We start from the raw sequence: 25,542 nt of genomic DNA on the forward strand, positions 1-25,542 counted from the left end.
CATGACTCCGCCCACCACGACCGCGCCGCCCCCGGCCGCGGCCACCAGCCCGACAGGACCATCGACGCCGATGAGCTCGACCCCCGCCCCGCGTCGCCGCACCGCGCTGCAGCAGTGGCGGAACCGCCTCCCCGGCATCCTCATGGGCGGTCCCGCCGTCGCCGTCTTCCTCGCGATGTTCGTCATCCCGATGATCCTCGCGGCGGTGCTGAGCTTCACCGACTGGAACGGGTACAGCCTCAACTTCAACTTCATCGGCTGGGACAACTACGTCAAGGCGTTCCGCAGCCCGCGCTCGACGCAGGCCGCGATCTTCACGGGCATCATCGCCGTGGTGGGCACGGTCCTCTGCAACGCCATCGGTCTCGCGATCGCCGCCCTCATCGCCGGACCCGGCCGCTCGAACACGATCCTGCGCACGATCTTCTTCTACCCGTACGTGATCAGTGCCCTCATCATCGGCTTCCTCTGGTCGGCGATGCTCTCCCCCACCGGCGCCGTCAACGGTCTCCTCGGCACGCTCGGCCTCCCGGCGATGCCGTTCCTCACCGACCCGACCTTCGCCAAGGCAAGCGTGATCTTCACGATCGTGTGGTCGCACTTCGGCTTCAACATGATCCTGTTCCTCGCCGGCATCAAGTCGGTCCCCGCGGAGTACTACGAGGCGGCGACGGTGGACGGCGCCTCGCGGTGGCAGCAGTTCCGCTCCATCACGCTGCCGCTGATCGCGCCCGTCTTCACGGTGAACCTCGTGCTCACCCTCGTCGGGCTCCTCAAGGCGTACGACGTGGTGCTGTCGCTCACCGACGGCGGACCGGCCGGCTCGACCCAGACCATCGTCTACCAGATCCTCAAGGACTCCTTCGCGAACTCGGCCCTCGGCTTCGGCGCCGCGCAGTCCATGATCCTCCTCATCGTCACCGCGGTCGTCGGCCTCGCCGTCACGCTGGTGCGACGCCGCGCCGAGCAGAAGGCGACCGACTGATGAAGCAGACCCGCAACCGCCCGGCCCTCGCCGTCAGCACGATCCGGTGGATCGTCCTTGGCGTCGTCGCGATCACGATGCTGATCCCGATGTACACGATGCTGATCAACGCCTTCAAGCCGCAGGCCGACATCATCGAGAACCCCCTGCTGATCACTCCGCAGATGTTCACGTTCGACTACCTGTGGGCCGCGATCACGAGCAGCAAGTTCAACGTGATCGCCGCGTACGGGATCACGCTGCTGTTCGTCGTGCTGGTGAACCTGTGCTGCATCGCCCTCGCCGCGCCCGTCGCGTACGTCATCGCCCGCGGGCGGTCGAAGTGGCACCTGGGGCTGCTGCTGCTCTTCGTCTCCGGGCTCTTCATCCCGGGGCAGGTGACGCTGATCCCGGTGGTGTTCGTGCTCCGGGTGCTCGGGCTCATCAACACGATCCCCGGGTTCATCCTCTTCGAGACCGCGGCGACCCTGCCGGTGACGATCTTCCTGTTCACCGCCTACCTCCGCAGCGTGCCGCGCGACATCGACGAGGCGGCATCGCTGGACGGCGCCGGACCCATCCGCGCCTTCTGGGCGTGCATCTTCCCGATCATGAAGCCGGTCGTCGCGACGGTCGTGGTGCTCAACTCGATCGGGGTGTGGAACGACTTCGTGAGTCCGCAGATCATCCTCGGGCCGAGCTCCGGGATCTACACGGTGACCACCGGCGTCTACGCGGCGGTCGGGCAGTTCTCCACCGACTACACGCAGGTGTTCCCGACCCTGCTGCTGGCCGTGCTGCCCGCGATGGTGTTCTTCATCGTCATGCAGCGCCACATCATCGGCGGCCTGGTCGCCGGCGCGACGAAGGGATGACCGTGCCCGAGACCCCGCTCACCCGTCCGCTGCGCACGATCCCGGCGTGGGCCGTGCTGCAGCGCCGGCTCTTCGCCGAGGTCGAGGAGGCCCGCCGCCTCTTCCGCGACCGTTACACGCTGCCGGACGGCCGCCTCCGCGGCGTCGCCGAGTTCATCGACCGTGACGGCGTGGACGACCTGTACGAACCGTTCTTCAACTGGCCCGCGTTCTACCTGCTCGGCGGACCGGATGAGGTGCTCGCCGACGCGAAGCGGAACTGGGAGGGCGTGACGCTGCAGCTCGCCGAGGCGGGGATGCTCGCCGACGAGTACGACAACGGCTACGACTGGTTCCATCAGGGCGAGTCGTTGCTCTTCCTCGCCGGCATCTGCGCCGCCGACCCGGGCGACACCGCGTTCGCCGCGCGCGCCGCCCGGTTCGCGGCCCTCTTCACCGACCCCGCGAAGGGCAACTACGACGCCGAGCGGAACATGATCCGCGCACCGCACAACGGCGCCCTGGGCGCCCGCGAGGGGCTGGACGAGAAGATCGTGCCGTACACCGCCGACCGGGACGAGATGCGCCCCTACGGTCTGCCGCTGCACGGCCTGGACGGCATCTCCTCCTGGGACGACCTCGCCGACCCCGCGCACGCGCAGCGGATGGCGGAGGAGATGCAGCGCCGGGCTGCCGGCGACATCGCCGTGAACCTCGCCGCGACCTCGCTCGCCGCGAACCGCTGGCTCTATGACGGCGACGAGGAGGCGGCCGCGTGGATCCGCCGCTACGTCGACGGCTGGCGCGCGCGGGCGGACGGGGGCCTGCTCCCCGACAACGTGGGCCCGGACGGCACCGTCGGCTCTCTCCACGACGGCCGCTGGTGGGGCGGACACTACGGCTGGGCCTGGCCGCACGGGCTGCATTCCGTGGGCATGAGCGCCCTGATCGGCGCCCTCAACCACGCGCTCGTCACGGGCGACGACGGCGCCCTCGACCTCGTGCGCACCATGCTCGACACGGTGCTCGCCGAGGCGCGCACCGGGAGCGTCGCGGAGTCCACGTACAGCCTGCGCGGCGGGTGGATGGCCCGGCTCGGCGCCGCCGCCACCGAGCCCGCCCTGCTCGTCCCCTACCGGCACGGCGCGGACGGCTGGTTCGACTACGGTCCGCTGCAGCTCGATCTGCCGCTGTGGCTGTGGTGGTGGTCGCGACGTGCGTCCGATCGGGAGCGGCTGGAGACGGCCATCGCCGGTCTGCCGGAATCCGCCGACCTCGTCGCCCCGTTCCGCGACAAGGAGGAGGCGGGTCACGAGGCCGGCTGGTTCGCGTACCTCTCCGGCGACCTGCCCGACTACCCGGTGCGGGCGCTGGAGATGGCGCTCGGCCAGGTGGCTCGCCGGGCCGCGATGATGCTCGCCGACGACCGTGACCCCGATGCCGCGCACCTGCACTTCTGGCAGCGTGTGAACCCGGTGGTGACCGAGGTGCTGACCCAGCTCGTCGGCGGGGCGCCGCAGGTGCTCTACAACGGCGGACTCGGATTCACGGCCCTCCGCTACGAGGACGTCGACCGCGCGCGACCCGGCCTGCCGGAGGACGTCGCCGCGCTCGTGCACCGGCTCGACGACTACGGCATCGGCGTGCAGCTCGTGAACACCTCCGCCGTGCACACGCGCACCGTGCGGCTGCGCGGCGGCCGCTTCGGGCTCGACCGGATCGTTCGGGTCACGGCCACCGGCGAGGAGCCCGGCTTCTGGCCCGGCGCGTCCGGCACCTACACGGCCCCGGACGCTCCCACCGTCACCACGACCCGCGACGTCGACGACGACCTCGTCGTGACCCTGCCCCCGGCGCACATCGCCGACCTCGACCTGACCATCGCGCGTGCGACCGGATCGCCGCGCCACCTGTTCCCTGAAGGAGACGCATGAGCGCCGATCTGATCCGACCCGACTTCGCCCTGCCCGTGCGGGGCGCGGCCTACGAGCGGCCCTCCCGCGAGGTGGTCGACTCCTTCGACGCGATCTCGTCCGCCACCGCGTGCGCGAAGCTGCACGGACTCGGCATCCGCCGCAGTTACATCGACGGCCCGGAGCCGCTGAGCCTCGGCCAGCGCGTCGTCGGCTCGGCGCTGACCCTGCAGTTCATGCCGCAGCGCGAGGACATGGCCTCGGGCGACGGCCAGGAGTATGCCGAGCGGCACACCGCCCTGTGGCACGTGCTCGAGGCCGTGCAGCCCGGTGACGTGCTGGTGATCCAGGCGTACGGCAGCCGGTTCTCCGGCTGCATCGGCGACATCCTGGCGCGCTACTTCGCGCGCAAGGGCGGGGCCGGCATCGTCGTCGACGGCCGCATCCGCGACGCCGGCCGCATCCGCGAGCTCGGCATCCCGGTGTGGTCGACGGGCACGACCCCGCACTACGCCTCGCAGTCGGAGCTCGTGCCGTGGGCGTACGACGTGCCGGTCGCGGTGGGCGGGGCCCTGTGCATGCCGGGCGACCTCGTGGTCGCCGACGACGACGGCCCCGTCGTGGTGCCGCAGGCCATGGCCCCGCAGGTCGTGGACGACGCGCGCGATCATGAGGAGTGGGAGGTGTTCAGCCGCCGCCGTCTCGACGAGGGTGCGCGCCTGAGCGACTACTACCCGTTGACCCCCGACAGCCGCGAGGAGTACGAGGCATGGCGTTCCGTCCAGAGCTCCGTCCGCTGAACCCCGGCGTCACCGCGCGCGCCGATGCCGGACTCGGGTGCGCTCCGATCGGCAACCTCTTCTCCCCCGTCGCCGACTCCGCCGCGGTCGCCACCGTGCACGCGGCACTCGCGCGGGACGTGCGGTTCTTCGACACCGCGCCCCTGTACGGCTCGGGCGAGAGCGAGCGGAAGCTCGGCCTCGCCCTGCGCGGCATCCCCCGCGACGACTACGTGATCGCGACGAAGGTCGGCCGGGTGCTCGTCGATGCGGACGGCCGGCCGGTCTCGGGGGCCGCGAGCGGGCACGACTCCGTCGTCGATCTCACGAGGGACGGCGTGCGGAGGAGCCTCGACGGCAGCCTCGCCCGGCTGGGCGTCGAGCGCGTCGACGTGCTCCACCTGCACGATCCGCTGGACGTGGAGGCCGCGTTCGCCACGGCGCTCCCGGCCCTGGCCGAGCTGCGCGACGAAGGGGTGGTGCGCGCGATCAGTGTGGGCCTCGGGCGGCTCGACCCCCTGGAGCGGTACGTCGCCGAGGCGCCGCTGGATGTGGTGATGGAGGCCGGCCGGCTCACGCTGCTCGACCGCACCGCGCTGGACCGGCTGCTGCCGACCGCGGCCGCCCGCGGCATCGGGGTGCTCGCGGCCGCGGTGTTCAACTCCGGCATCCTCGTCGACCCGGTCGGCTCCCCGTTCTTCGAGTACAAGCCCGCACCCCCGGAGCTCCAGGAGCGGGCGCAGCGCCTGCAGGCCGTCTGCGCCGCGTACGGCGTGCGCCTCGCGGATGCCGCGGTGCAGTTCCCGCTGCGGCACGGCGCGGATGCCGTGGTCGTGGGAGCCCGGACCCCCGCCGAGGTGGACGCGTTCGTCGACGGTCTCGATGCCGCGCTGCCGAACGCCCTGTGGGACGCCATCGATGCGGAGGCCGCATGATCGTGCGGCGCGGGGCCTGACGTGCGGATCGTCGACGCGCACGTGCACGTCTGGGACGCGGACGCCGTCCCGATCCCCTGGTTCCGCGACGACCTCGGCCTCCCGCGGCATGCCGCGGCCGCTCGTCTCGGACGGGCGCTGACGGACGCCGGCGTCTCCTCCGCCATCGCCGTGCAGGCGGCGGACTCGGTGGCGGAGGCGGAGTGGCTGACCGCGACCGCCGCCCGCGACCCCCTCGTGCGGCGCGTGGTGCTGCAGTACACCCCCGCGCCGGGCCGTGCGGCCGGGGCGACGGCCGTCGCCTTCACCCCCGCCGTGGTCGGCGTGCGCGCTGCCGTCCCGCAGTTCGCCGCCGACTTCTCGGATGTGCCCGGCCTCGACGCCCTCGCCGACCACCTCGGCGCGACCGCCCGTACCCTCGAACTGCTCATCCGCCCGGAGCAGCTGCCGGCCGCGGCCGCCCTCTCCCGCCGGCACCCCGGCACCGCGATCGTCGTCTGCCACCTCGGCCTCGGCGCCCGGGCGGCCGATGCCGCATGGCTCTCCGCCCTCGCCGAGGCCGCGTCGGCACCGGGGGTGTTCGCCAAGGTCTCCGGGCTCGATCTCCCCGCGCGCGGCGCGGACGAGTCCCGGGAGGTGCTGCGATCCGCGTTCGCCCTCTTCGGCGCGGAACGGCTGATGTTCGGCAGTGACTGGCCGATGTCCACGCGGACCGCGACCTACACGGAGGTGCTCGCCGCGACCCGCGCCGCGCTTCCGCGGCTCTCGCCGACTGAGACTCGAGCGTTCTGGTCGGGTACCGCCGACCGCCTCTCCCCCTTCACCGCGTAGCCCCGCGGCGGAAGGCGGCCGCGGCGCGAGAGGGCGAGCGCGCGCGAAAGGGCGAGCGCGCGCGAGGGTGGAGGGCGGAGGGTCAGTCGAGGAGGGTGCCGGCGGCGTGGGCGCGGAACAGCGAGGACGCCGCCTCTTCGTCACCGGCGTCCAGCACGTCGAGGAGTCCTTCGTGCCAGTCCGCGACCTCGTGCCAGTCGCCCGTGAAGGTGGGGTCGCCGAGCACGTGCATGACGCGCAGGCTCGGCTCCAGGAGGTCCCACATGCGGGGGAGGTACACGTTGCCGCTCGCCTCGATCACCGCCCGGTGGAAGGTGAAGTCGAGTTCGCGGAATCGGGCGAGGTCCTCCGCCTCGGCCGCCTCGTGCATCTGCGCGATGAGGGCGACGAGCTCGGCACGCCGCGCGGGGTCGAGCGCCCCGCACGCCAGCCGCCCGGCCAGCCCTTCGAGCTCGACGCGCGCGACCTTGGCCTGCGCGGCCTCCTCGGCGGAGTAGCTGGCGACGAAGTTGCCCTGGTGCCGCACGTGCGAGACGAGCCCTTCGTGCGCGAGCCGCTTGAGGGCGTCGCGCACGGGCGCCTGGCTCACCTGCATCTGCCGGGCGAGCTGAGACTCGACGAGCTGCTCCCCGGGGGCCAGCGTGGAGTCCTTGATCATGGCCTTGATGAGCGCGTAGATCTGGTCCGACAGCAGCCCGCGCTGCAGTCCGGCCGTGCCGAGAGCATCCGTCATGACCATCAGTCTACGTCCATTATCGACTATCGCTAATGGACGCGGCCGCGCGCCAGGCATCCGCGATGAGGGCGGATCCGCGCGGGGTCGGGTGCACGCCGTCCGGCGCGAGCTCGGCGACCGGATACTCCTGCGCCGCGACCGTGAACACCTCGTGCAGGGGGACGAACGCCGCCCCGTGCTCCGCGGCGAGGGCTCGTACCGCCGCTCGCTTGCCATCGAGGTCGTCGAGCCACGCGCGCTGCTCCTCCGTCACCGGGAGGAAGTACGGCTCCATGAGGATCAGCCGCGGGGCGTGCGCGGCCACCGCGCGGCCGAGGAGGTCGCCGAGCGTGGCGGCGAACTCCTTGGCCGAGGTCGGGTCGTCGCTGTCGAAGCGCCGCCACATGTCGTTCACGCCGACGTACACGGTCAGCAGCTCCGGTGCCGTCGGCAGCAGCTCGGCGTCCCACCGCGCGGCCAGGTCGCGGGCGCGGTCCCCGGCGATCCCGAGGTTGCGGACCGTGGCCCCCGCCGCCTGCAGCTCGGGCGCGAGGAGCGAGACGTAGCCGTCGCCGAAGGACTCCGGGTCGGAGCGATCGCGCCCCGCGTCGGTGATCGAGTCGCCGATGAAGGTCACCCGCATCGTGGCACGTCCTGTTCGTCGTTCTTGAGCTTCGGTCGCACCGAGATCGGGAGCTCGACGCTCGCGCCAGCGTACGTCACGGTGAGCGTGTGGTGCGGGCGCACCTTGCTGCTGTCGAAGCCGCTGACCATGTCGGCCGTCACCTGCTGCGTGGTGCGGGACCCGTCGCTCCAGTCCACGCCCAGCAGCATGCCGGTCACGTCGAGCTCCTCGCCGCGCACGTAGCGGGTCTTCGGGTCGGCCTCGGGCGCCCAGCAGATGCCGGTCACCGTCGCGGGCGGCGGGGTCGGCCGGACGGCCAGCGTGTTGGTCTTGCCGTAGTGGTAGACGTTGAAGAACCCGTCGGCGCCAATGCGCAGGTTCTCCCGCGCGTCGACCATGTTCCACACGGTCACGTCGTCCACCCGGAGCACGATGCGGGTGCCGCCGTCCTCGGCGACGGCACCGAACTCGATGCGGTGCGTGGAGTTCGGCTCGATGACGGTGTTGGGGATGCTGTCGAGCATGGTCTGGCCCGGCGTCCAGCTCTGGAACTCGATCACGTCCTCCTTGATCACCGCGAGGTATCCGGTGTTGGAGTTCTGCCACGCGGGGAGCCCGGTCTGGTCGGAGCGCGCCTGGAAGCCGTACCAGCCGCCGTCGAAGGCGCCGAACTCCGCGTCGAACTGCAGCAGGGTGTCGCCGAAGCGCTCGGCCTCGTAGCCGTGCACGCCCTGGCCGCTGATCACGACACCCGCGTCGTCCACCGTGATGAGGTCGGACTGGCTCCAGTTCGCCCCGTCCGTGAGCTGGCCGTCGAGGCGGGTGGTCGGGTACTCGGCGTCGTCCACGGTCACGGTGACCGTGTCGCTGAGGCTCGGATCGGCGACCGAGGTCGCGGTGATCGTCGCGGTCCCCGCCGCCAGCCCCGCGATCCGGCCCCCGGAGACCGTGGCGACCTCCGGGGCGTCGGTGGTCCAGGTGACCCGGGCGTCGCTGGCGTCCTCCGGGGCGACCGTGGCCGCGACGGACCGCCGCTCCCCCACGGTGAGCCCGACGGCGTCGGCGTCCAGGCTCACGCCCGTGACCGGCACGCCGGAGAGCGAGAACCCGATGTCGTCGAAGTCGAGCGAGGCGTAGTTCTCGACGTAGAACCCGACCCGCCCGGCCGCGCCGGGGCCGGGATCAGCGCCTTCCAGCGCGATCGCCCCGTTGACGGAGATCCGGATCTGTCCGTCCTGCACCGCGATGCGGACGTGCGAGGTCGCGCCGGGAGTCAGGCCCTGCGCCGCCGGCACGACCTTCTCGGCGACGACCTTCCAGGCGTCGTCGAAGATGGTCCAGGTCGGGCCGGCCGCGGCCTGACGGAACCGGATGTAGCCGCCGCCCTTGCCGTTCCGGTCGTAGACGATGAGTCCCGCGTTGGCGGGGGTCGTGGCCGGGGCCGTGACGTCGAAGTCGAGCACGAACTGCGTGAAGTCCCGCGGCAGGATGCTGTTGGCGCCCTTGAGGATGCGGTACACCTTGTCGCCCGACGCATCCACCTGGATGCTGCGGTTCGGGTCGGTCGGCCAGCCGTTCGCCCCCGACTCGAAGTCGGTGAAGTGCAGCACGCCGTCGCCCTCCTCGACGATCACCTCGATGGTCGCGGTCTTGGTGGCGTCGGCCTTCGCGGTCGCCGTGACCGTGGTCGTGCCGGGGCCCATGCCGAGCACCACGCCCTTGTCGTTCACGGTGGCGACCGCGGCGTCGGCCGAGGCGTAGGTCACCGCGGCGTCGTCGGCGTTCCAGGGCAGCGGCACGGCGCGCACCCGCACCTCGTCCCCCGCATCGATCGTGAGCGTGTCGCTGTCGAACGCGATGTCCTCGAGCGGGACGGTCTGCGGCTGCTGCGTCTGCCCGATCGCGCCGTCGACGCCGATCTCGCCGAAAGCGATGGACTCGAAGCCCGGGATCTGGTCGAACACGGCCGCATCGGCCTTCAGCGTGTAGTCGCCGTTCGCCGCGTCCACGAAGCCGGGGTCGGCGTCGGCCACCCAGTTGTCCTCGTAGTTCAGGAGGTTCTTGCCGTCCTTCGCGCCGTGTTCGTTGACGCCGGCCATCCGCGCCCGGTTCGGGTTCCACACGACGTTCTGCGCGAACGTGCTGTGGTTCGGGAAGTAGTGGTCGTCTTCGAAGAAGTGCCCGAGCTCGGGGTACTTCGTCAGGTACGGCGTGCCGACGAAGTCGTTGTTGTCGGCGAACACCTTCTCCCAGGCCGGCATGTAGTCGCGGTCGACGACGTTGCCCTCCTGATCGCCCATCCACTGCTCGTAGTTGTCGTACGGGGCGTAGGCGTCGACGAAGACGTTGTTGCGCGCCTCGATGTAGTCGGCCGAGCCGCTCTTGATCGCCCCGTTGCCCATGTTCACGAACACGTTCTTCTCGATCGTGAGGTCCCACGTGAAGTTGTCGGCGTAGATGCCCTCGACGCCCGCCATGCCGACGCCGATGTCGTGGAAGTAGTTCTCCCGGAACACGTGACCGCGCTGCTGCGGGGTCTTCCCGGAGTTCATGTAGATCGCACCGAGGTCGTGGAATTGCTTGCAGACGTCGTACACCTCGTTGCGTTCGAACAGGTGGTCGTTGCCGTGCACGATGATCCCGGGGTGCGGAGCGTCGTGGATCTCGTTGTCCCTGGCGATGTTGCCGACGCCGTCGAACATCACCCCAGGGTTGTAGGCCTTGTGGTAGTACGCGAAGTCGGCGATCTCGGAGTTCTCGACCCGGTTGCGGCCGGGCTCGAGGGTCGTCTTGTCGCCGCCTTGGAGCACCACGCCGACGCCGCCGACGTGCGTGAGCCGGCTGTCGGTCACGGCGTGATCGCGCCCGCCGCGGTTCACGGGGATGCCGTCGTACGTGTAGCGCCCCGGCGAGTTGATGAGCACGCCGCCGTCGGTGAAGTTGCGGATGTCGCTGTGTGAGATCGTCACGTGCGAGCCGCCGAGGATCACCGCGGCCGTCGCGCGCCCGTACTCCATCACGAGGTCGTCGAAGTTCACGTACGAGGCCCCGTCGGCGCGCAGCATCGGCTCGTCGAGCGTCGTGACCGTCACGGCGCCGCGACCGGACGTGAACGCGGCGTTGGGGATGAGGTACAGCTTCCCGGCGTCGCGGTCGATGTAGTACTCGCCGGGGGCGTCGAGCTCCTCCAGCAGGTTCTGCGCGAAGTGGAAGTCGGGGAACCAGCTCTTCATGATCCCGGACATCTCGCCGTAGCGGAGCGTGATGGTCTTCGCATCGGTGTCGATGCTCTCGATCTTGTTGTACGACCACTCCCAGCTGTAGCCGAAGATGCCGTCCAGCCACACGTCCTCGGCCTGGGTCCAGTACTTCGGGCGGTCGTAGCCGTAGCTGAACGTGCCGCCGCGGTCCTGCAGGTCGGCGTCGTTGCGGTCGGGCCCGGCGTCGATGATGTCGCCCATCTGCACGGTCGGCGTGGCCGCGTCGGCGTTGGGCCAGCGCGCGAGGGTCATGCCCTGGCCGTCGATGAACAGCTCCATGGGCGGCGTGGTGCTGACGTCGTTGGCCTTCCAGTAGCCGTGGCGGCTGAGCTGGCCGTAGTCGGTGATGCCCAGGTCGGCGAGGTCGATCCCGACGACACGGTCTCGCGCGGCGGGGTCGATGATGCGGTCGGTCACCGCCGCGTCGTCGACCGCGGCGAACTGGTCGCGCGGCAGCTCGCGTCCTCCGGTGAGGGTGGCGGTCTCCCCCGGGTACGAGCGGTAGGTGATGGGGGCGTCGGCGGTGCCCGAGTCCTGCGCGCCGATCTCGAACGACGCCGAGCGCGGGTACGTGCCCTCCCGGAGGTACACCGTGAGGCCGTCGTCCGGCAGGGCGGAGTTCGCCTTGAGCGCGCGGATCCGGTCGCGGGCGCCTTCCAGCGTCGCGAGGGGGTCGTCGATCGTGCCGGAGGCCGCGTCGTCACCTCCCGGCGCGAGGTAGAGGGCGTCGTCGTCCGCGGCCGCAGCCGCCGACGGGACCGCCGCAGCGAGGGCGGATCCGAACACCGCCGCCAGGGTCAGGCTTGCCAGCACACGCTTCATTGCGTCTCCGAACTGTCGCTTCCCGCACGACGAATGCGCGCGGCGCCGCGGGAGCGGCTGCTCCGACCGTAGCCAATCGATAATCGACTAGCAAGGATCGATATTGATCGTTTCGGTTACGCGACGCCCGGCGCTCGGCCTCAGTGCGTCGCGGCGGCGGCCACGTGACGTTCGGCGCGATGCAGCAGGATCACCGCTGTCAGCGTCCCAACGGCGATGAAGACCGTGGTCAGGATCGGGAGCACCGCCAGCAGGACTGCGGCACCGCCAAACGCGACGACAGGGAGGCCGACGGCGACGCCGCCCACCAGAGAAAGCTGCCGGAGAAGGGGACGGAGAAGCACGGCGACCGCCATCCCGTTGAGAGCCACCGCCACACAGGCGACAGCGATGAGTAGCGCCGTGAAGAGTTCACCGGCGTCGACGCCGACGTACCACAGTTCGCACGCAATGCTCGTTGCCGCCGATCCGGCCACCCCGAGGGCCACGGCCCCCCACGACACCTTCAAGACACGCGACGACGCGTGGGCTGCAAGCCCGAGCGAAACGATGGCAAGGGCGGGGACGACTCCCGTCAGACCTGCCCGCCCCCACGCGGCGCCTGTCTCGGTGAATGCAGCGCTCAGCAGAAACGATGCGCACGCAACCGCGGCGCCGACACAGAGGAGCGCAACCCCGATCGCCAGCGACCACCGCCCTCGGAACATCGACGCGATGACCTCCTCCTTCCACCGACGCTCGGGGTGATCGAGATGCGCCTCCGCAAGCATGTCTCGTAGCACCCGATCAGTGTCGAGGTTCGCGCCGCCTCCGCCTGCCCTCATGCGAGGGACTCTCGAACGCTCAGTGCGCGAAGAGCCGCCTCGGACCTCCCGGCCATCAGACGTGCCTGGGTCCTGAGTTCTGTCGATCCTGCAGACGTGATCGAGAAGTAACGACGGACGCGCCCGTCCACGATCTCGTCACCCGCTGGCTCCACAAGGCCCCGACGTTCCAACTTGGTGAGGGCCGCGTACACAGTGGCGACTCCCGCCCGTCGACCTGATGTCTCTCGAATGTGCACGACCACCCCGTAGCCGTGACGGCGTGCAGACGCCAGCGACGCGAGGATGTCGAACTGCAACGACGTCATCTCTGTCATATTCAGATTCTACGAAGCGATTATATTCCCGTCAACAACAGTATCCCCTCGCGGAGTACTAATTGCAGCCCGACGCAATCCACCTCGCCGCGCTTCTCGCGGGCTTCCAAGTCTCAAGGTTCCATTGCGCATCAAACCCAGCGAATCCCATATGGCAGATGTACTGCCCTTTTGCAGATGCGTTCATGCGCGACCGTTGCGACGAGGGCATCTTGTTGTACAGCTCGCTCCAGCCGGCTTCGCCGACAGCCTGGTACGCGAGCGCGCCGGTGATGGTTCGCGCGAAAGGCGTGGGATTGACATTCAGCTTGTAACCCTTGGTCGCGATGTAGCTCCAGTAGAAGCTGCTCACGAGATCGACGCCGATCCACGGATCGGCTACGACCGGGAACGCTGCCGACGAACTGACCTGAACGTGCTGGATCAACGCATCACCCTCTACGGTGTAGGAGGTGGGGACCGGCTCGCCATTGGCATCTGAGGCCCAAGGCGCAGCCACGAAGAACTCCGGAACTCCTTCCGAACTCATCGCGACGATCGAGCCGTCCTGCTTATCCAGCACGAGCCGCGTTCCTGCATTCAAATCGAAGGTGTATCGGTAGGAAGTAGGGGCGTCCGCATCGTTCAACACCGAGTGAATCGCGACTGAGCCATCTTTGAGAGCCACAGGAACGATGTCGCTCGATTCAGTCTCCGAGAGGACGGCCACACCCTCGATGACAGTGGAGTCCACATTCGCCGAGACCGGTAACGTCACGGAAACTACTCCGAAAGCACCGTCAGCGATGAGCACATTTCCGTCAAGCGATTTCGTCTGGTCATCGGCGAGCGGGACCTCCCCAATAACTGGCGAGACGTCGGCAACGGCATCCACCGGATTCAACGGAGAGTCGTCGGCCGATGCCGATGTCACGCCGCTGAACATCAACCCGGCGGACGCCAAGATCGCGACGGCATTCTGACTCTGCGTGAATCTACTCTTGGACATGCGAACCTTTCCCTTGCACAAGGCGCGGCTCGCCTCGCAACCCTGTGACTATGACGTGGGATCGGGCCGGGAGTCAACTGTGAAAAAGCCCAGTTCGCCGTGAAAAATACACCGCTCCAGAAGTCCTTCTGACAGTAACGTTGCCCGCTCCAAGCCCCACCGATTCAGCACGTCACGATCGCACACCCTTGAGAGCGGTCGGCGATCCTCGGCCGGGACCTTGATCCGGCGCGCGGCGAGCAGCCGACGCTAACCCTCCCGAGCCGCGAGGAGGGACGTCGGGATGTGCCCGACCGCGAGGACGACCGCGGCGAGCGCGATCCACGGGTCCTGCAGCCAAGCAGCTGTGCCGAGGAAGGCGGCCACCGGTACGAGGGCCATCGGGACCGGGATGCCGAAGACGGGGTCGAACAGCGCCGACCCGGGCCGGCCGCGACGGAGGTAGCGGACCCAGAGGGCCCAGTACACGAGCACCGCCATCGCCACCGGCGCCGCCCAGCCCCACGCGATCGGGCCGGTCGCCGTGATCGCCGGCACAGTCATGCAGAGCGCCTGCCCGGCCCTCTCGAACACGAGGAGCACGCGGGGCACCGCCGGGCTCTCGAGCTTCGGTCTCGGCGGGAAGGGGATCAGCAGCAGGTTCGGCAGGAAGATCGCGAGAGTCACCGCCAGGCCGAGCAGTGAGAACCCCATGGCGTGATCGTACCGAGCGCCCCCGCACGACAATCAGTTCACAAAAAACACACTTTCCACCACTTTCGGACACTTGTGCTCTCCAGTTGACGTCGCCGTAATCTGCCGGAAATACTGGGGAAGCCCGAGACCGCACCGCGAGAGTGCGGACACATCACCCCAGGCCAAGGATGACCTAGATGACAGAACAGACCATTTCCTCACAGATAGGAACAGGTCGCCGGCCCCGTCGCCTCTCGGACGGGATGTTCGCGCTCCTCCTCACGGCTCCCGGCCTCGCGCTCCTCGCCGCCGTCGTCGTGTACCCCCTGATCACGGCCCTCATCACCGCGTTCTACAAGCAGAGCCTCGTCGAGCCCGGCCGCGAGTTCGTCGGCTTCCAGAACATCGTCGACGTGCTGACGGGCGAGTTCTTCCCCCTCCTCACCCAGACGCTCGTCTTCACCCTCGGCACGACCATCGCGCCGTTCGTGATCGGCTTCGGCCTCGCCCTCGCCCTGAACACGCGCATCCGCGGCGCCAAGGTGCTCCGCGGCCTCATGCTCATCCCGTGGCTGATCCCCGGCGTGGTCGTCTCGTTCCTCTGGATGTGGATCTTCAACGCCAACTACGGCGTGCTCAACGCCGCCCTGGAGACCGTCGGCCTCATCGACTCCCCCCAGGCGTGGCTCGCGAACCCCACCACCGCCATGATCGCCGTGATCGTCGCGAAGACGTGGCAGTCGTTCCCCTGGATGATGGTCATGCTCCTCGCCGGCCTGCAGACCGTGCCGATCGAGCTGCACGAGGCCGCCGAGATCGACGGCGCCGGCACCATCCGCCGGTTCTTCTCCATCACGGTCCCGCAGATGAGCGGCATCATCGGCCTCGTGATCCTGCTGGAGTTCATCTGGAACTTCCAGCACTTCGACATCATCTACGTCCTCACCGGCGGCGGTCCCGCCGGCTCCACCCAGACGTTCGCGACCGCCGTGTACGAGACCGCGTTCGACGGCTTCGACCTCGGCCACGCCGGGGCGATCGGCCTGCTCTGGATGATCCTGCTGATGGCGCTCGTCGTCGTCTACGTCCGCCTGTCCGAGAAGGGAGAGAAGCGATGACCGCCGTGCTGACCGAAGAGACGGTGGCCGCCGTCTCCGCCCCGCCCGCCGCGCCCCGCCGTCGACGCCACCGTGCCGACCGCCGCGCCTCCACCGTGAGCGCCTGGATCGCCGTCGTCGTGTTCGGCGGGTTCGCCCTGCTGCCCGTGTACTGGCTGCTGGCGACCTCGCTCACCCCGCGCACCGAGGTGTTCAGCTACCCGCCGAAGCTGTTCCCCACCGAGATCACGTTCGAGGCCTACGCCGCGCTCGCGAACAACCCGGCCCTGTTCGGCTACCTCCGCAACAGCATCGTCGTCTCCGTCATCACCGCGATCCTCTCGGTGCTGGTGTCGGCCTACATGGGCTACGCGTTCTCGAAGTTCCGCTACCGCGGCCGCCGCAGCCTCATGTACTTCGTGCTGGCGTCGCAGATGTTCCCGCAGGCCCTGCTGCTCATCACGCTCTACGCGGTGTTCTCGGCCTACGGTCTGCTCAACACCTACACGGCGCTCGTGCTGTCGTTCACGACGTTCACGCTGCCGCTGTGCGTGTGGATGCTGAAGGGCTTCTTCGACACGATCCCGGACGAGCTCATCGAGGCCGCCCGCGTCGACGGCGCGTCCCGCATGCGCATCATCCACTCCATCGTGCTGCCGCTGGCGGCGCCCGGCCTCATCGCCGCGGGCCTGTTCGCATTCGTCCGCGGCTGGAACGACTTCATCTTCGCCCTCACCCTCGCCGGTCCCGACAAGCAGACCCTGCCGCCGGGACTCGTCAACACGTTCATCGGCGAGGCGTCCACCGCCTGGCCGGAACTCATGGCGGCTTCGCTCGTGGTCTCGCTCCCCGTGGCCATCGCGTTCATCGCCCTGCAGCGCTTCCTCGTCGGCGGGCTCACCGCCGGCGCGGTCAAGGGCTGACCCGCACCACCCCATCCGCAGTCCCTCGAAGAAGAGAGAGCACCTCCATGTCCGAGAACACCACCGTCTCCCGTCGCCAACTGCTGCAGTTCGCCGGGCTCGGCGCCGCCGGCCTCCTCCTCGCCGGTTGCATGCCGAGCGGCGGCGGCAGCGGCAGTCCGTCCTCCTCCCCCGGCGCCGGGCTCGGCGCCGGCGACTTCACCGCCACCGACTTCTCCTTCTCCAGCTGGTCGCTCACCGAGGAGGCCGCCGCCCCGGCCACCCGCGCGCTGCTCGACGGCTACAAGAAGACCAACGACGTCGGCATCACCGAGGTCTCCTTCCCCTACAACGAGTACTTCAAGCAGCTCATGCTCCAGGTGCGCGGCGGCCAGTTCACCGGCGCCGCCCACGTCGACGTCGCCTGGCTCGCCTCGCTGGCCGCGCTCGGCAAGCTGGAGGACGTCTCGGCGCTCACGAAGGGCCGCGGTTACACCACCTCGAGCCTGGAGGCCACGCAGCTCGACGGGAAGCAGTACGCGTTCCCGTGGACCATCGGCGCGATCGGCCTCATCACCAACTCCGCGCTCCTGAAGAAGGCCGGCATCTCGGAGTTCCCCACCACCGTCGACGACTTCGAGGCGGCGCTGAAGAAGCTCAAGGGCCTCGGCGGCGGGCTCATCCCCTACGCCGCCTCGACCAAGGCCGCGCAGCTGAAGGACGTCCTGATCTGGATGCAGACGTTCGGCAGCGACCTCGTCAAGGATGGGAAGGTCACGATCGGCGACGATGCGAGCATCGAGGCGGTCACCTGGTACAAGTCGCTCTACGACCAGGGGCTCATCGCCGCCGACGTCGACCGCTTCGACGCCCGGTCGCTGTTCGCCCAGGGACGCGCCGCCATCTACGACGACGCCCCCGTCGGTCGCGCCTCCGTCACGAAGGACTCGCCGGATCCCGACCTCGCCTCCAAGCTCGTGCCCGAATCCCGACCGGTGCTGAAGAAGGGCGACACCCCGCGTGCCCTCGTCTGGGGTGGCGCCATCGCCATCGTCGGCGGCGGAGCCGGAGACAGCACCCGCACGGCCGCGGACTTCGGTCAGTGGGCCACGAGCGACCTGAAGGCGGTCCTCGGCGACTACGAGCTGCGCGGTCTGCCGCCCGTCACCGAGGAGGCACAGGCGTCGAAGGAGGTCGCGTCCGACGCGTTCGGCTCGCGCTTCGCCGAGAAGATCACCGCGACCGCGACCACCAACCCCTTCTGGCAGTACCCGCAGTACGCCCAGATCGAGACCGTGATCGCCGACCGCGTGCAGGCCGTCCTCGTGGGACAGCAGAGCGCGAAGGACGCGATGGCGCAGGCCGGCGACCAGGCGCAGAAGCTGCTGGGCTGAGGAGCATCGCCATGACCCTCCGCTCGAAGGCCGGCGCCACCGCTGCCGCCGCCCTCACCGCGATCGTCCTCGCCGCTCCGGCTCCGGCCACCGCTGCGACCCCCGATGTCGAGACCGTGCCCGTGACGGTCGACAGCTCCAACCAGTCCGGCTGGTGGAACCCGCTCGTCCTCGACGGCGACGAGACGTACTTCGCCTACAACGTGCCCGGCTCGGAGGCGACGAAGCACCAGGTGAACCTGGCCGTCCGCGCCGCCGACGGCACGTGGACCTCCGGTTGCCTGCGCCTCACGACCGGCGCGTGCGCGGAGTACCTCGACGACAACGGCCACAACCAGCCGTCCATCGCGATCGACGGCGACGGGTACATCCACGCGTTCGTCTCGATGCACCATGAACCGTGGAAGTACTTCCGCTCCACGGCGCCCTACGACGCGACATCGCTGGTCGACGTGAGCGCGGAGATGCCCGACCCCGGCGCGGCGATCTCCTACCCGGTCACCGCGCAGGGTGCCGACGGCGACATCTGGCTCATGGTGCGCGTCGGCGCCGACCCGCAGGCGCGGCGCGACGGCGTCCTGTACCACTACGACCCCGCCGCCGGGACGTGGACCCGTGAGACGACGATCGCCGCGGCCGTGAACCACTCCTTCTATCCCGACGACCTCGAGGTCGACGCCGACGGGCGCGTGCACGTGCTGTGGGAGTGGGGCCCCTGGCCCGCCGATCCCTACCGCCACCTCGGCTCCTACGCGGTCTACGACCCCGCCACCGGAGGCTTCCGCGACGTCGCCGGGCAGGCCCTGCCGACCCCGATCCGTCCGGACACCCCCGGTGCTGTCGTGTGGCGGGCGTACGAGGCCGGCGAGACCATCGGCGACGCCGTGCCCGCGGTGCAGACCGCGAAGATGGCGCTCGACGGCGGCGACCTCGTCGGCGTGACCTACCGGTACGCGGACGAGACCGAGAACGCGTTCGACGTGCAGTGGGCCGCCTGGAACGGCACGGCCTGGACGAGCGAGACCCTCGTCGACACGGACGCGCTCGGAAGCGGCGTGCAGACCATCGCGGCGCTCGACACCACCACCGCGGGCGGCGAGACCCGCGTGTACGCGGTGATCTCGGTGCAGGACTGCGGCATCACCCGCAGCCAGACCGTGCTGCTGACCGCCGGCGCCTCCGGGTGGACGGCCGACACCGTGGGCGACCCCGTCGTGGGGCAGCAGCGCCTCCGCGCGGCCACCCGCACCGACGGCACCGACGTGGTCTACCTCAGCGCCCCGGCGGTCCCCGGCGGCGGCACCCTCCGTCACGCGGAGATCCCGCGGGACGGCCAGCCGGGGGCCACCACGCTCGCCGATGTCGTCGCGTCCCTCCGCGGCGATGACGGCGGGGTGAACCTGGCCCTGGGCGGCACCGCCACCGCCTCCTCGCAGCTGCGCGCCGACACCGGCCCGGAGAAGGCGATCGACGGCGGCTGCACCGACGCGAGCCGGTGGATCTCGGCGACCGAGGACACCCAGCCGACCATCACCGTCGAGTGGGACGAGGCCGCGCCGCTGGACGTCGTCCGGGTACGCAGCGGCTACACGGTCGGGCCGCCGCAGACGTCCGTGCTGCGCGACTTCACCGTGCAGCTCCGGACCGCCGGCGGCTGGGTCACGGTCGGCACCATCACCGGCAACACGAAGACGACGGTCGTCGTCGACGCCCAGGGACGGACCGCCGACGCCGTCCGACTCCTCATCACCGACCCGTCCGACTCCGCCACCGACGTCGCCCGCGTCTACGAGATCGAAGCGATCGCCGCACGCTGAGCGGCATCACAACCCCTCCCGAAAGGAACCCCATCCCATGCGCACCCAGACCGTCGAAGCCGACATCATCGTCGTCGGCGGCGGCCTCGCCGGAGTGAGCGCCGCCGTCGCGGCCGCCCGCCTCGGCCGACGTACCGTGCTGATCAACAACCGGCCGGTGCTCGGCGGCAACTCCTCGTCGGAGGTGAGGGTCTGGGTGTGCGGGGCGACCGCCCACGGCAATCAGCGGTGGGCGCGGGAGACCGGGATCATCGGCGAGATGTACCGGGAGAACCAGTTCCGCAACCCCGAGGGCAACCCCGTGTACTGGGACGACGTGGTGCTCGACATCGTGCGCCGCGAGCCCAACCTCACGCTGTTCCTCAACACGGAGGTGCTCGAAGCCGAGGCCACCGGGCCCGACGACGCCCGTCGGGTCCGGTCGGTCACCGGCTGGACCATGGGGTCGGAGATCCGCACGGTGTTCCGCGCGCCGCTGTTCCTCGACTGCACCGGCGATGGGCTCGTCGGCCGTCTGGTCGGCGCCCGGCACCGGCTGGGCAAGGAGAGCCGCAGCGAGTTCGGCGAGGACTGGGCGCCCGAGCAGCCGGTGCGGGAGTTCCTCGGCTCGACCCTCCTCTTCTACACGAAGGATCTCGGACACCCGGTGAAGTACGTCGCACCGGAGAGCGCGAAGGACATCTCGACCACGCCGATCCCGTCGTCGCGCATCATCCGCAGCGGCGACAGCGGCGCCCACTATTGGTGGATCGAGTGGGGCGGCACGCTCGACATCGTCGACGACAACGAGGCGATCCGGGACGAGCTGCGCGCGGTGATCCTCGGCATCTGGGACCACATCAAGAACTCCGGCGAGTTCGACGCCGACAACCTGACCCTGGAGTGGATCGGCAACATCCCCGGCAAGCGGGAGTACCGCCGTTTCGTCGGCGACTACACGCTGCGTCAGCAGGACATTCTGGAGCAGACGTCGTTCGACGACGGCGTCGCGTTCGGCGGCTGGTCCATCGACCTGCATCCCGCCGAGGGCATGTATGCGACGGGCGCCGGGGCGGTGCAGCGCTTCTCGGACGGCGTCTTCGAGATCCCGTTCCGCTCGCTGTACTCCGTCAACGTCGACAACCTGCTCATGGCGGGCCGGGACATCTCGGCCACCCACATCGCGTTCGGGGCCGCGCGGGTGATGGCGACGTGCGCCGCGATGGGCGAAGCCGCCGGCACCGCCGCCGCGCTCTGCTACGCGCACGACGCCACACCGCGCGAGCTGTACGAGCACCATCGCGCGGAACTCCGCCAGACGCTGCTGCGCGCCGACGCGTCCCTCATCGGCGTCGCGAACGAGGACCCCTCCGACCTCGCCCGCACCGCCACGGTCACCGCCTCCAGTGCGCTGCGCACGATCGGCACTCCGGAGCGCACGGTGGCCGCGGCGGCCCCGCACCCGCTGACGGAGGACCTCGGCATCGTCGTCCCCGTGCACCCGCGCCTCGACACCACCGAGCTGCTGCTCAGCGCCGAGGCCGACACGCAGGTCACGGTGGAGGTCTGGTCGACGGGTCGTCCGCAGAACGTCGTGCCCGCGGTGCTCGAGCACCGCACCGTGATCGACGTCCCCGCCGGTGGTCCGTCCTGGGTGCGCGCGGAGACGCCGTTCGCCCCGGCGGAGCCCCAGAACGCGATCGTCGTGCTCCGCGCGAACCCGCAGGTGCAGGTGCAGCTCGCCTCCGACCTGCCGCCCGGGGTGCTCACCCTCGTGCACCGGGTCGACAACGACGACCGCAACGTGCAGGTCGACCGCGACGGCCTGCTCGTGCAGTGGCCGACCAAACCGCTGCGCGGCCGGGTGCCCGCGTTCCGCACCAGCCCCGCCTCGGAGGCCGTCGCGCCGGAGCGCGCCGTGTCCGGGTACAACCGTCCCTACGGCGGCCCGCACCTGTGGGCGTCCGACCCGGAGGCGGAGGGTCCGCAGTGGCTGCGCCTGGACTGGGAGCAGCCGGTCACGGCCTCCGAGATCCGGCTCGTGTTCGATGACGACGTGGACCTGGAGCTCAACACCCTGCACCACCACCGCAGTCCCGACGAGGTGCTGCCCCAGCTGGTGCGCGACTACCGCGTCGAGGTGCGACCGGAGGGTTCCGACGAGTGGCGCCTCGTGGCGGAGGAGCGGGACAACCGCCATCGCCTGCGGGTGCACCCCCTGCCGGAGGAGCTCGGTGCCTTCACGGCCGCCCGCCTCGTGGTGGAGCGGACGAACGGCGTCGCCGAGGCGCGCGTGATCGCTTTCCGCGTGCAATCGTGACGGAGAGCGCTAACGTGAAAGGCATCCGCCGCCCCGGCGGAGACCGTCGTCCCTCCAGGAGGCCGCAGGTGACCACCTCGCCCGGCGGCCGCGTGCTCCCCGTCGCGCGGGCCACCCGCACGGGACTCATCGCGCTGGCGGTGCCGCATCTGGAGGAGCCGTACTTCGCGGAGCTCGGCTCGCGCATCGTCCGCGGTGCCGACGACCGAGGGCTGGCCGTGCTCATCGTGCAGACGGAGGGCGATCACGCCCGCGAGATCGACGTCGCCAACGGTGTCGGTCTGCCGCCCATCGACGGGCTGATCCACATCCCGCGCTCGCTCACGGTCGCCGACCTCACGCGCCGGACGTCCCCCGGTCCGCTCGTGCTGCTGGGCGAGCACATCCAGGTGAGTCCGTTCACGCACGTCACGATCGACAACCGCGCCGCCGCCTACACCGCCACCGAGCATCTGGTGGCGGTGGGGTGCCGTCGCATCGCCTTCGTCGGTCGCCGCGACGCCCGCCCCTCGGACGCTGCCGACCGCCGGCATGCGGGGTATCTGGAGGCGCTGGCCGCCGCCGGCATCCCGGCTGACCCCGCGCTCACCGCGCAGGTCGACGCCTTCACGGCGGAGGAGGGCGAGCGCGTGGCGGGGGCGATGGCCGCCGCCGTCCCCGACCTCGACGGCATCGTCTGCTCGAACGACTCCGTCGCCCTCGGCGCGCTGGCCGCCCTCCAGGCCCAGGGGCGGAACGTGCCGGGCGACGTCGCCGTCGTCGGCATCGACGACATCAGGGCGGCGCGCTTCGCCGTCCCCGCCCTGAGCACGATCGCTCCCGACCACGCCCGCCTCGTGGACGCCGCGTTCACGGAACTGGAGCGGCAGATCGCCGCGCCGCCGGGAGCCGATCTTCCGGTGCGGCACGTGACCGTCGGCGCCCGCCTGATCCCGCGGGCGAGCACGGCGCGATGACGGCGGCGGACTCAGTCCGCGAGGGCCGTTGCGAGCGCACGATCGTCGCCGTCCCGCGGCGCGACCTGGAGGGTGCCGACGTGTGCGGCGAGCAGCTCCCGCGCGCCCTCGTCGAGGCCGTCGTCGGTGACGAGGCGGTCGATGTCGCTGAGGTCGGCGACGGTCGTGAGCCCGACCACGCCCCAGCGGCTGTGCTCCGCGACGACGACGACCTCCCGCCCCGCGGCCATGAGCGCCCGGTTGGTCTCGGCCTCCAGCAGGTTCATGGTCGTGATGCCGGCCTGCTCGTCGAGGCCGTGGGCGTCGAGGAACACGAGGTCGCAGTGCAGATGCTCGAGCGCGCGCACGGCGACCGGTCCCACGAGGGCCTGCGAGGGCGTGCGGACGCCCCCGGTGAGCACGACCGTCTGCGTGTACGGAGCGTCCGCACGATCCGGCGGCGAGAACAGGTCGGAGACCGGCAGGGCGTTCGTGACGATCGTCAGCTCGGGGACGCGCACGAGCTCCCGGGCGAGGGCCAGCGCCGTGGGTCCGCCCGAGATGCCGACGGCCATGCCCGGCTCGACGAGCGCCGCGGCCGCCGTGACGATCGCCCGCCGTTCGGCCGAGGTCGCGGGCGCCGGGACGAGCCGCTGGTTGCCGCGCGCTCGGACACCGCCGCGGATGCGCTCGACGGCGCCCTCCTCGGCCAGCTGATCGATGTCGCGCCGCACCGTCATCTCGCTCACCTGCAGCGTCGCGGCGAGCTCGACGATGGAGGCGGTACCGCGATCGCGGGTCAGGGCGAGGATGCGCTCGCGGCGTTCCGTGACCAGCACGCGGTCTCCTTCCGATGGAGCCTCCAGTCTGCCACGCACCCCCGCCCGCCCCACTCCCGGAACAGGATCCCTCAGCCCGCATGACCTTCCCCGAGCCCTACGCCACCTGGTTCCCCGATGCCGCGTTCGACGGCAGCTACGGCCGCACGGAGGCCGAGCTCCGTGCCGTCCGCCCCGTGCCCGCGCCGCCCGGGTTCGCCGACCGCTGGCGGCGCTGGCGGCGCGAGGCCGCCGCGGTGGACGCGGCGCCCGTCGTCCTCTCCACCTCCGAGGAGCAGGGCCGTCGGGTGTCCGTCGTCGAGCATGCCGGCGTGGACGGTGTGCGGCTACGGGCGTGGGTGGTCGAGCCCCTCGACGGCCCTCCCCGCGCCGGCGTCGTGCACGGGCACGGCTACGGGGGTCGTGAGGCGGTCGATCTCGCCCGGGTGCCGGACGACGTGGCGGCGATCTATCCCGTGGCCCGCGGGCTCGGCGTGCTGAACGCGGGTGTCGGTGCCCCGGAGCCGACCCCGGAGCACGTGCTCGCGGGCATCGACGACCCCGAGCATTACGTCCTCGGCCTCTGCGCCCGCGACCTGTGGCTGGCAGCCGATGTCCTCGACGCGGTCGTCGGCGCGCTTCCTCTCTATTACGTCGGGGAGAGCTTCGGCGGCGGCATCGGCGCGCTCGCCCTGCCGTGGGACGACAGGTTCGTGGGGGCGACCCTCATCGTGCCGAGCTTCGGGCAGTACGACGAACGGCTGGCGGTGCCGTGCCTGGGGAGCGGGGAGACCGTGCGTCAGCACGTCCTGCGGCACCCGGAGGCCCGCGAGGTGCTGCGCTGGTTCGACTCCTCCACCGCGATCGGCTTCGCGGAGGTGCCGGTCCGGGTCGAGGTGGCGCTGTGGGACCAGTACGTGCCACCGCAGGGGCAGTTCGCGGTCGCCGCCGGGGCGACGGACGTCGACCTGGCCATCCTTCCGGCCGGTCACGCGGAGTACCCGGGGTCGGCGGACGTGACTGCGGGCGCCATCCGCGGCGGGCGCGAGCACCTGGAGCGCGTGCTCGCCGGCTGACGGCCGTCGCGCGCGCGTCCTCCGCCGCGCAGGAGAGCACTGGACGCCACCTGTCATAACAGGTACAGTGAGCTTGTCATTACAGGTTGCGCGACGACGCAGCACCCGTTTCGAGGAGCATGGATGCCCGAGTACCAGACCCCGCCGATCTCCCCGATGGCGATCGCCTTCGACGCCGAGAAGCTGACGCTCTCCCCCGAAGGCCCCACGCTCACCCGGCGGATGTCCGACCTCGAGGGCCTGTTCCGCGACCACGACGCCTGGGCGGCCGCCGCCGCCGGCGACGACGACCCGATCGTCTACACGGTCGTCAGCTCCCCCGTCCCCGAGATCGAGCGGGAGCTGCCGCAGTCGATCACCACGATCATGCCCGGCGACACGGGCGGCGAGCTCTGGATGACCAAGGGCCACCAGCACCCCGACCACCAGGGCGAGATCTACCTCGCGCTGCACGGCCGCGGCGGGCTGCTCATGTTCGACGGCGAGCGCACCGAATGGCTCGACATGCTCCCCGGCACCATCGGCTACATCCCACCGGGCTGGGCGCACCGCTCCGTGAACACGGGCGACGAGCCCTACTCCTTCCTCGCCGTCTACCCGGGCGGTGCCGGACACGACTACGGCTGGGTGCTGAAGCACGGCATGGGCTCGCGGGCGTTCCGCGCGGAGTCCGGTGTCGACCTCCGTCCCTACGCGGAATAG

General features: G+C 70.5%; 22 protein-coding genes. 14 read left to right on the plus strand and 8 right to left on the minus strand.

The genetic code is table 11. The annotated features are described in order from the left end of the window. Positions 1-70 precede the first annotated feature (70 nt). The 6 genes from KAF39_RS02490 to KAF39_RS02515 are packed head-to-tail and all read left to right on the plus strand — an operon-like array spanning position 71 to position 6,276. On the plus strand, positions 71-985 hold the full coding sequence (locus tag KAF39_RS02490) for a carbohydrate ABC transporter permease (RefSeq protein ID WP_210675808.1): 915 nt from the start codon (positions 71-73) through the stop codon (positions 983-985). Continuing rightward, the gene (locus KAF39_RS02495; protein WP_017204137.1) at positions 985-1,839 is read left to right on the plus strand and encodes a carbohydrate ABC transporter permease; all 855 of its coding nucleotides are present in this window, start codon (positions 985-987) and stop codon (positions 1,837-1,839) included. The genes KAF39_RS02490 and KAF39_RS02495 overlap by 1 nt, the downstream gene beginning before the upstream one ends. Further along, a complete protein-coding gene (locus KAF39_RS02500; RefSeq protein ID WP_210675809.1) occupies positions 1,836-3,752 on the plus strand; it encodes a hypothetical protein in 1,917 nt (638 codons plus the stop codon). Before KAF39_RS02495 ends, KAF39_RS02500 begins: the two co-directional genes overlap by 4 nt. Then, entirely contained in the window at positions 3,749-4,531 is a 783-nt protein-coding gene (locus KAF39_RS02505) for a ribonuclease activity regulator RraA (protein ID WP_187662501.1), read from the plus strand. Before KAF39_RS02500 ends, KAF39_RS02505 begins: the two co-directional genes overlap by 4 nt. Then, positions 4,501-5,445 carry an aldo/keto reductase gene (locus KAF39_RS02510; protein WP_210675810.1) on the plus strand — a complete coding sequence of 315 codons (945 nt, stop codon included), beginning with the start codon at positions 4,501-4,503 and terminating at the stop codon, positions 5,443-5,445. Before KAF39_RS02505 ends, KAF39_RS02510 begins: the two co-directional genes overlap by 31 nt. 21 nt (positions 5,446-5,466) lie before the next feature. Next, positions 5,467-6,276: an amidohydrolase gene (locus KAF39_RS02515; RefSeq protein ID WP_210675811.1), complete on the plus strand. Its 810-nt coding sequence runs from the start codon at positions 5,467-5,469 to the stop codon at positions 6,274-6,276. 82 nt (positions 6,277-6,358) lie between these two features. Here the strand turns inward: KAF39_RS02515 and KAF39_RS02520 are convergent, their stop codons facing one another. From KAF39_RS02520 to KAF39_RS02550, 7 genes are all read right to left on the minus strand, one after another. After that, a complete protein-coding gene (locus tag KAF39_RS02520) occupies positions 6,359-7,009 on the minus strand; it encodes a GntR family transcriptional regulator (protein WP_210675812.1) in 651 nt (216 codons plus the stop codon). 19 nt (positions 7,010-7,028) lie between these two features. After that, a complete protein-coding gene (locus KAF39_RS02525) occupies positions 7,029-7,634 on the minus strand; it encodes an SGNH/GDSL hydrolase family protein (protein ID WP_210675813.1) in 606 nt (201 codons plus the stop codon). After that, positions 7,625-11,698 carry an Ig-like domain-containing protein gene (locus KAF39_RS02530; protein WP_210675814.1) on the minus strand — a complete coding sequence of 1,358 codons (4,074 nt, stop codon included), beginning with the start codon at positions 11,696-11,698 and terminating at the stop codon, positions 7,625-7,627. Before KAF39_RS02530 ends, KAF39_RS02525 begins: the two co-directional genes overlap by 10 nt. Before the next feature lie 140 nt (positions 11,699-11,838). Then, the gene (locus KAF39_RS02535) at positions 11,839-12,522 is read right to left on the minus strand and encodes a hypothetical protein (RefSeq protein WP_210675815.1); all 684 of its coding nucleotides are present in this window, start codon (positions 12,520-12,522) and stop codon (positions 11,839-11,841) included. Next, positions 12,519-12,839, minus strand: coding sequence for a PadR family transcriptional regulator (locus KAF39_RS16290; RefSeq protein WP_210675816.1), 321 nt, complete (start codon positions 12,837-12,839; stop codon positions 12,519-12,521). Before KAF39_RS16290 ends, KAF39_RS02535 begins: the two co-directional genes overlap by 4 nt. 58 nt (positions 12,840-12,897) lie before the next feature. Next, the gene (locus KAF39_RS02545; RefSeq protein ID WP_210675817.1) at positions 12,898-13,827 is read right to left on the minus strand and encodes a DUF2599 domain-containing protein; all 930 of its coding nucleotides are present in this window, start codon (positions 13,825-13,827) and stop codon (positions 12,898-12,900) included. Between the two features lie 249 nt (positions 13,828-14,076). Further along, on the minus strand, positions 14,077-14,520 hold the full coding sequence (locus KAF39_RS02550; RefSeq protein ID WP_210675818.1) for a hypothetical protein: 444 nt from the start codon (positions 14,518-14,520) through the stop codon (positions 14,077-14,079). 245 nt (positions 14,521-14,765) lie between these two features. On the opposite strand from KAF39_RS02550, the gene KAF39_RS02555 reads away from it, so the two are divergent. From KAF39_RS02555 to KAF39_RS02580, 6 genes are all read left to right on the plus strand, one after another. After that, positions 14,766-15,620 (plus strand): carbohydrate ABC transporter permease, encoded by an 855-nt coding sequence (locus tag KAF39_RS02555; RefSeq protein ID WP_174235390.1) that lies wholly within the window; start codon positions 14,766-14,768, stop codon positions 15,618-15,620. Further along, on the plus strand, positions 15,617-16,522 hold the full coding sequence (locus KAF39_RS02560) for a carbohydrate ABC transporter permease (RefSeq protein WP_101848185.1): 906 nt from the start codon (positions 15,617-15,619) through the stop codon (positions 16,520-16,522). The genes KAF39_RS02555 and KAF39_RS02560 overlap by 4 nt, the downstream gene beginning before the upstream one ends. Positions 16,523-16,569: 47 nt before the next feature. Then, complete coding sequence (locus tag KAF39_RS02565; protein WP_210675819.1) at positions 16,570-17,895, plus strand: extracellular solute-binding protein; 1,326 nt, start codon at positions 16,570-16,572, stop codon at positions 17,893-17,895. An 11-nt stretch (positions 17,896-17,906) separates the two neighbouring features. Continuing rightward, positions 17,907-19,712 carry a BNR-4 repeat-containing protein gene (locus KAF39_RS02570; protein ID WP_210675820.1) on the plus strand — a complete coding sequence of 602 codons (1,806 nt, stop codon included), beginning with the start codon at positions 17,907-17,909 and terminating at the stop codon, positions 19,710-19,712. Positions 19,713-19,749: 37 nt separating this feature from the next. Beyond that, positions 19,750-22,011 carry an FAD-dependent oxidoreductase gene (locus KAF39_RS02575; RefSeq protein ID WP_210675821.1) on the plus strand — a complete coding sequence of 754 codons (2,262 nt, stop codon included), beginning with the start codon at positions 19,750-19,752 and terminating at the stop codon, positions 22,009-22,011. A gap of 68 nt (positions 22,012-22,079) precedes the next feature. Next, on the plus strand, positions 22,080-22,967 hold the full coding sequence (locus KAF39_RS02580; RefSeq protein WP_307805027.1) for a substrate-binding domain-containing protein: 888 nt from the start codon (positions 22,080-22,082) through the stop codon (positions 22,965-22,967). Between the two features lie 11 nt (positions 22,968-22,978). Here the strand turns inward: KAF39_RS02580 and KAF39_RS02585 are convergent, their stop codons facing one another. Then, positions 22,979-23,785: a DeoR/GlpR family DNA-binding transcription regulator gene (locus KAF39_RS02585; protein ID WP_210675822.1), complete on the minus strand. Its 807-nt coding sequence runs from the start codon at positions 23,783-23,785 to the stop codon at positions 22,979-22,981. A gap of 80 nt (positions 23,786-23,865) precedes the next feature. Here KAF39_RS02585 and KAF39_RS02590 point away from each other — a divergent pair, with 80 nt between their 5' ends. After that, complete coding sequence (locus KAF39_RS02590; RefSeq protein ID WP_210675823.1) at positions 23,866-24,840, plus strand: acetylxylan esterase; 975 nt, start codon at positions 23,866-23,868, stop codon at positions 24,838-24,840. Between the two features lie 123 nt (positions 24,841-24,963). Further along, positions 24,964-25,542: a glucose-6-phosphate isomerase family protein gene (locus KAF39_RS02595; protein WP_210675824.1), complete on the plus strand. Its 579-nt coding sequence runs from the start codon at positions 24,964-24,966 to the stop codon at positions 25,540-25,542.

The sequence above is a fragment of the Microbacterium sp. BLY genome, assembly GCF_017939615.1.
GTDB lineage: Bacteria > Actinomycetota > Actinomycetes > Actinomycetales > Microbacteriaceae > Microbacterium.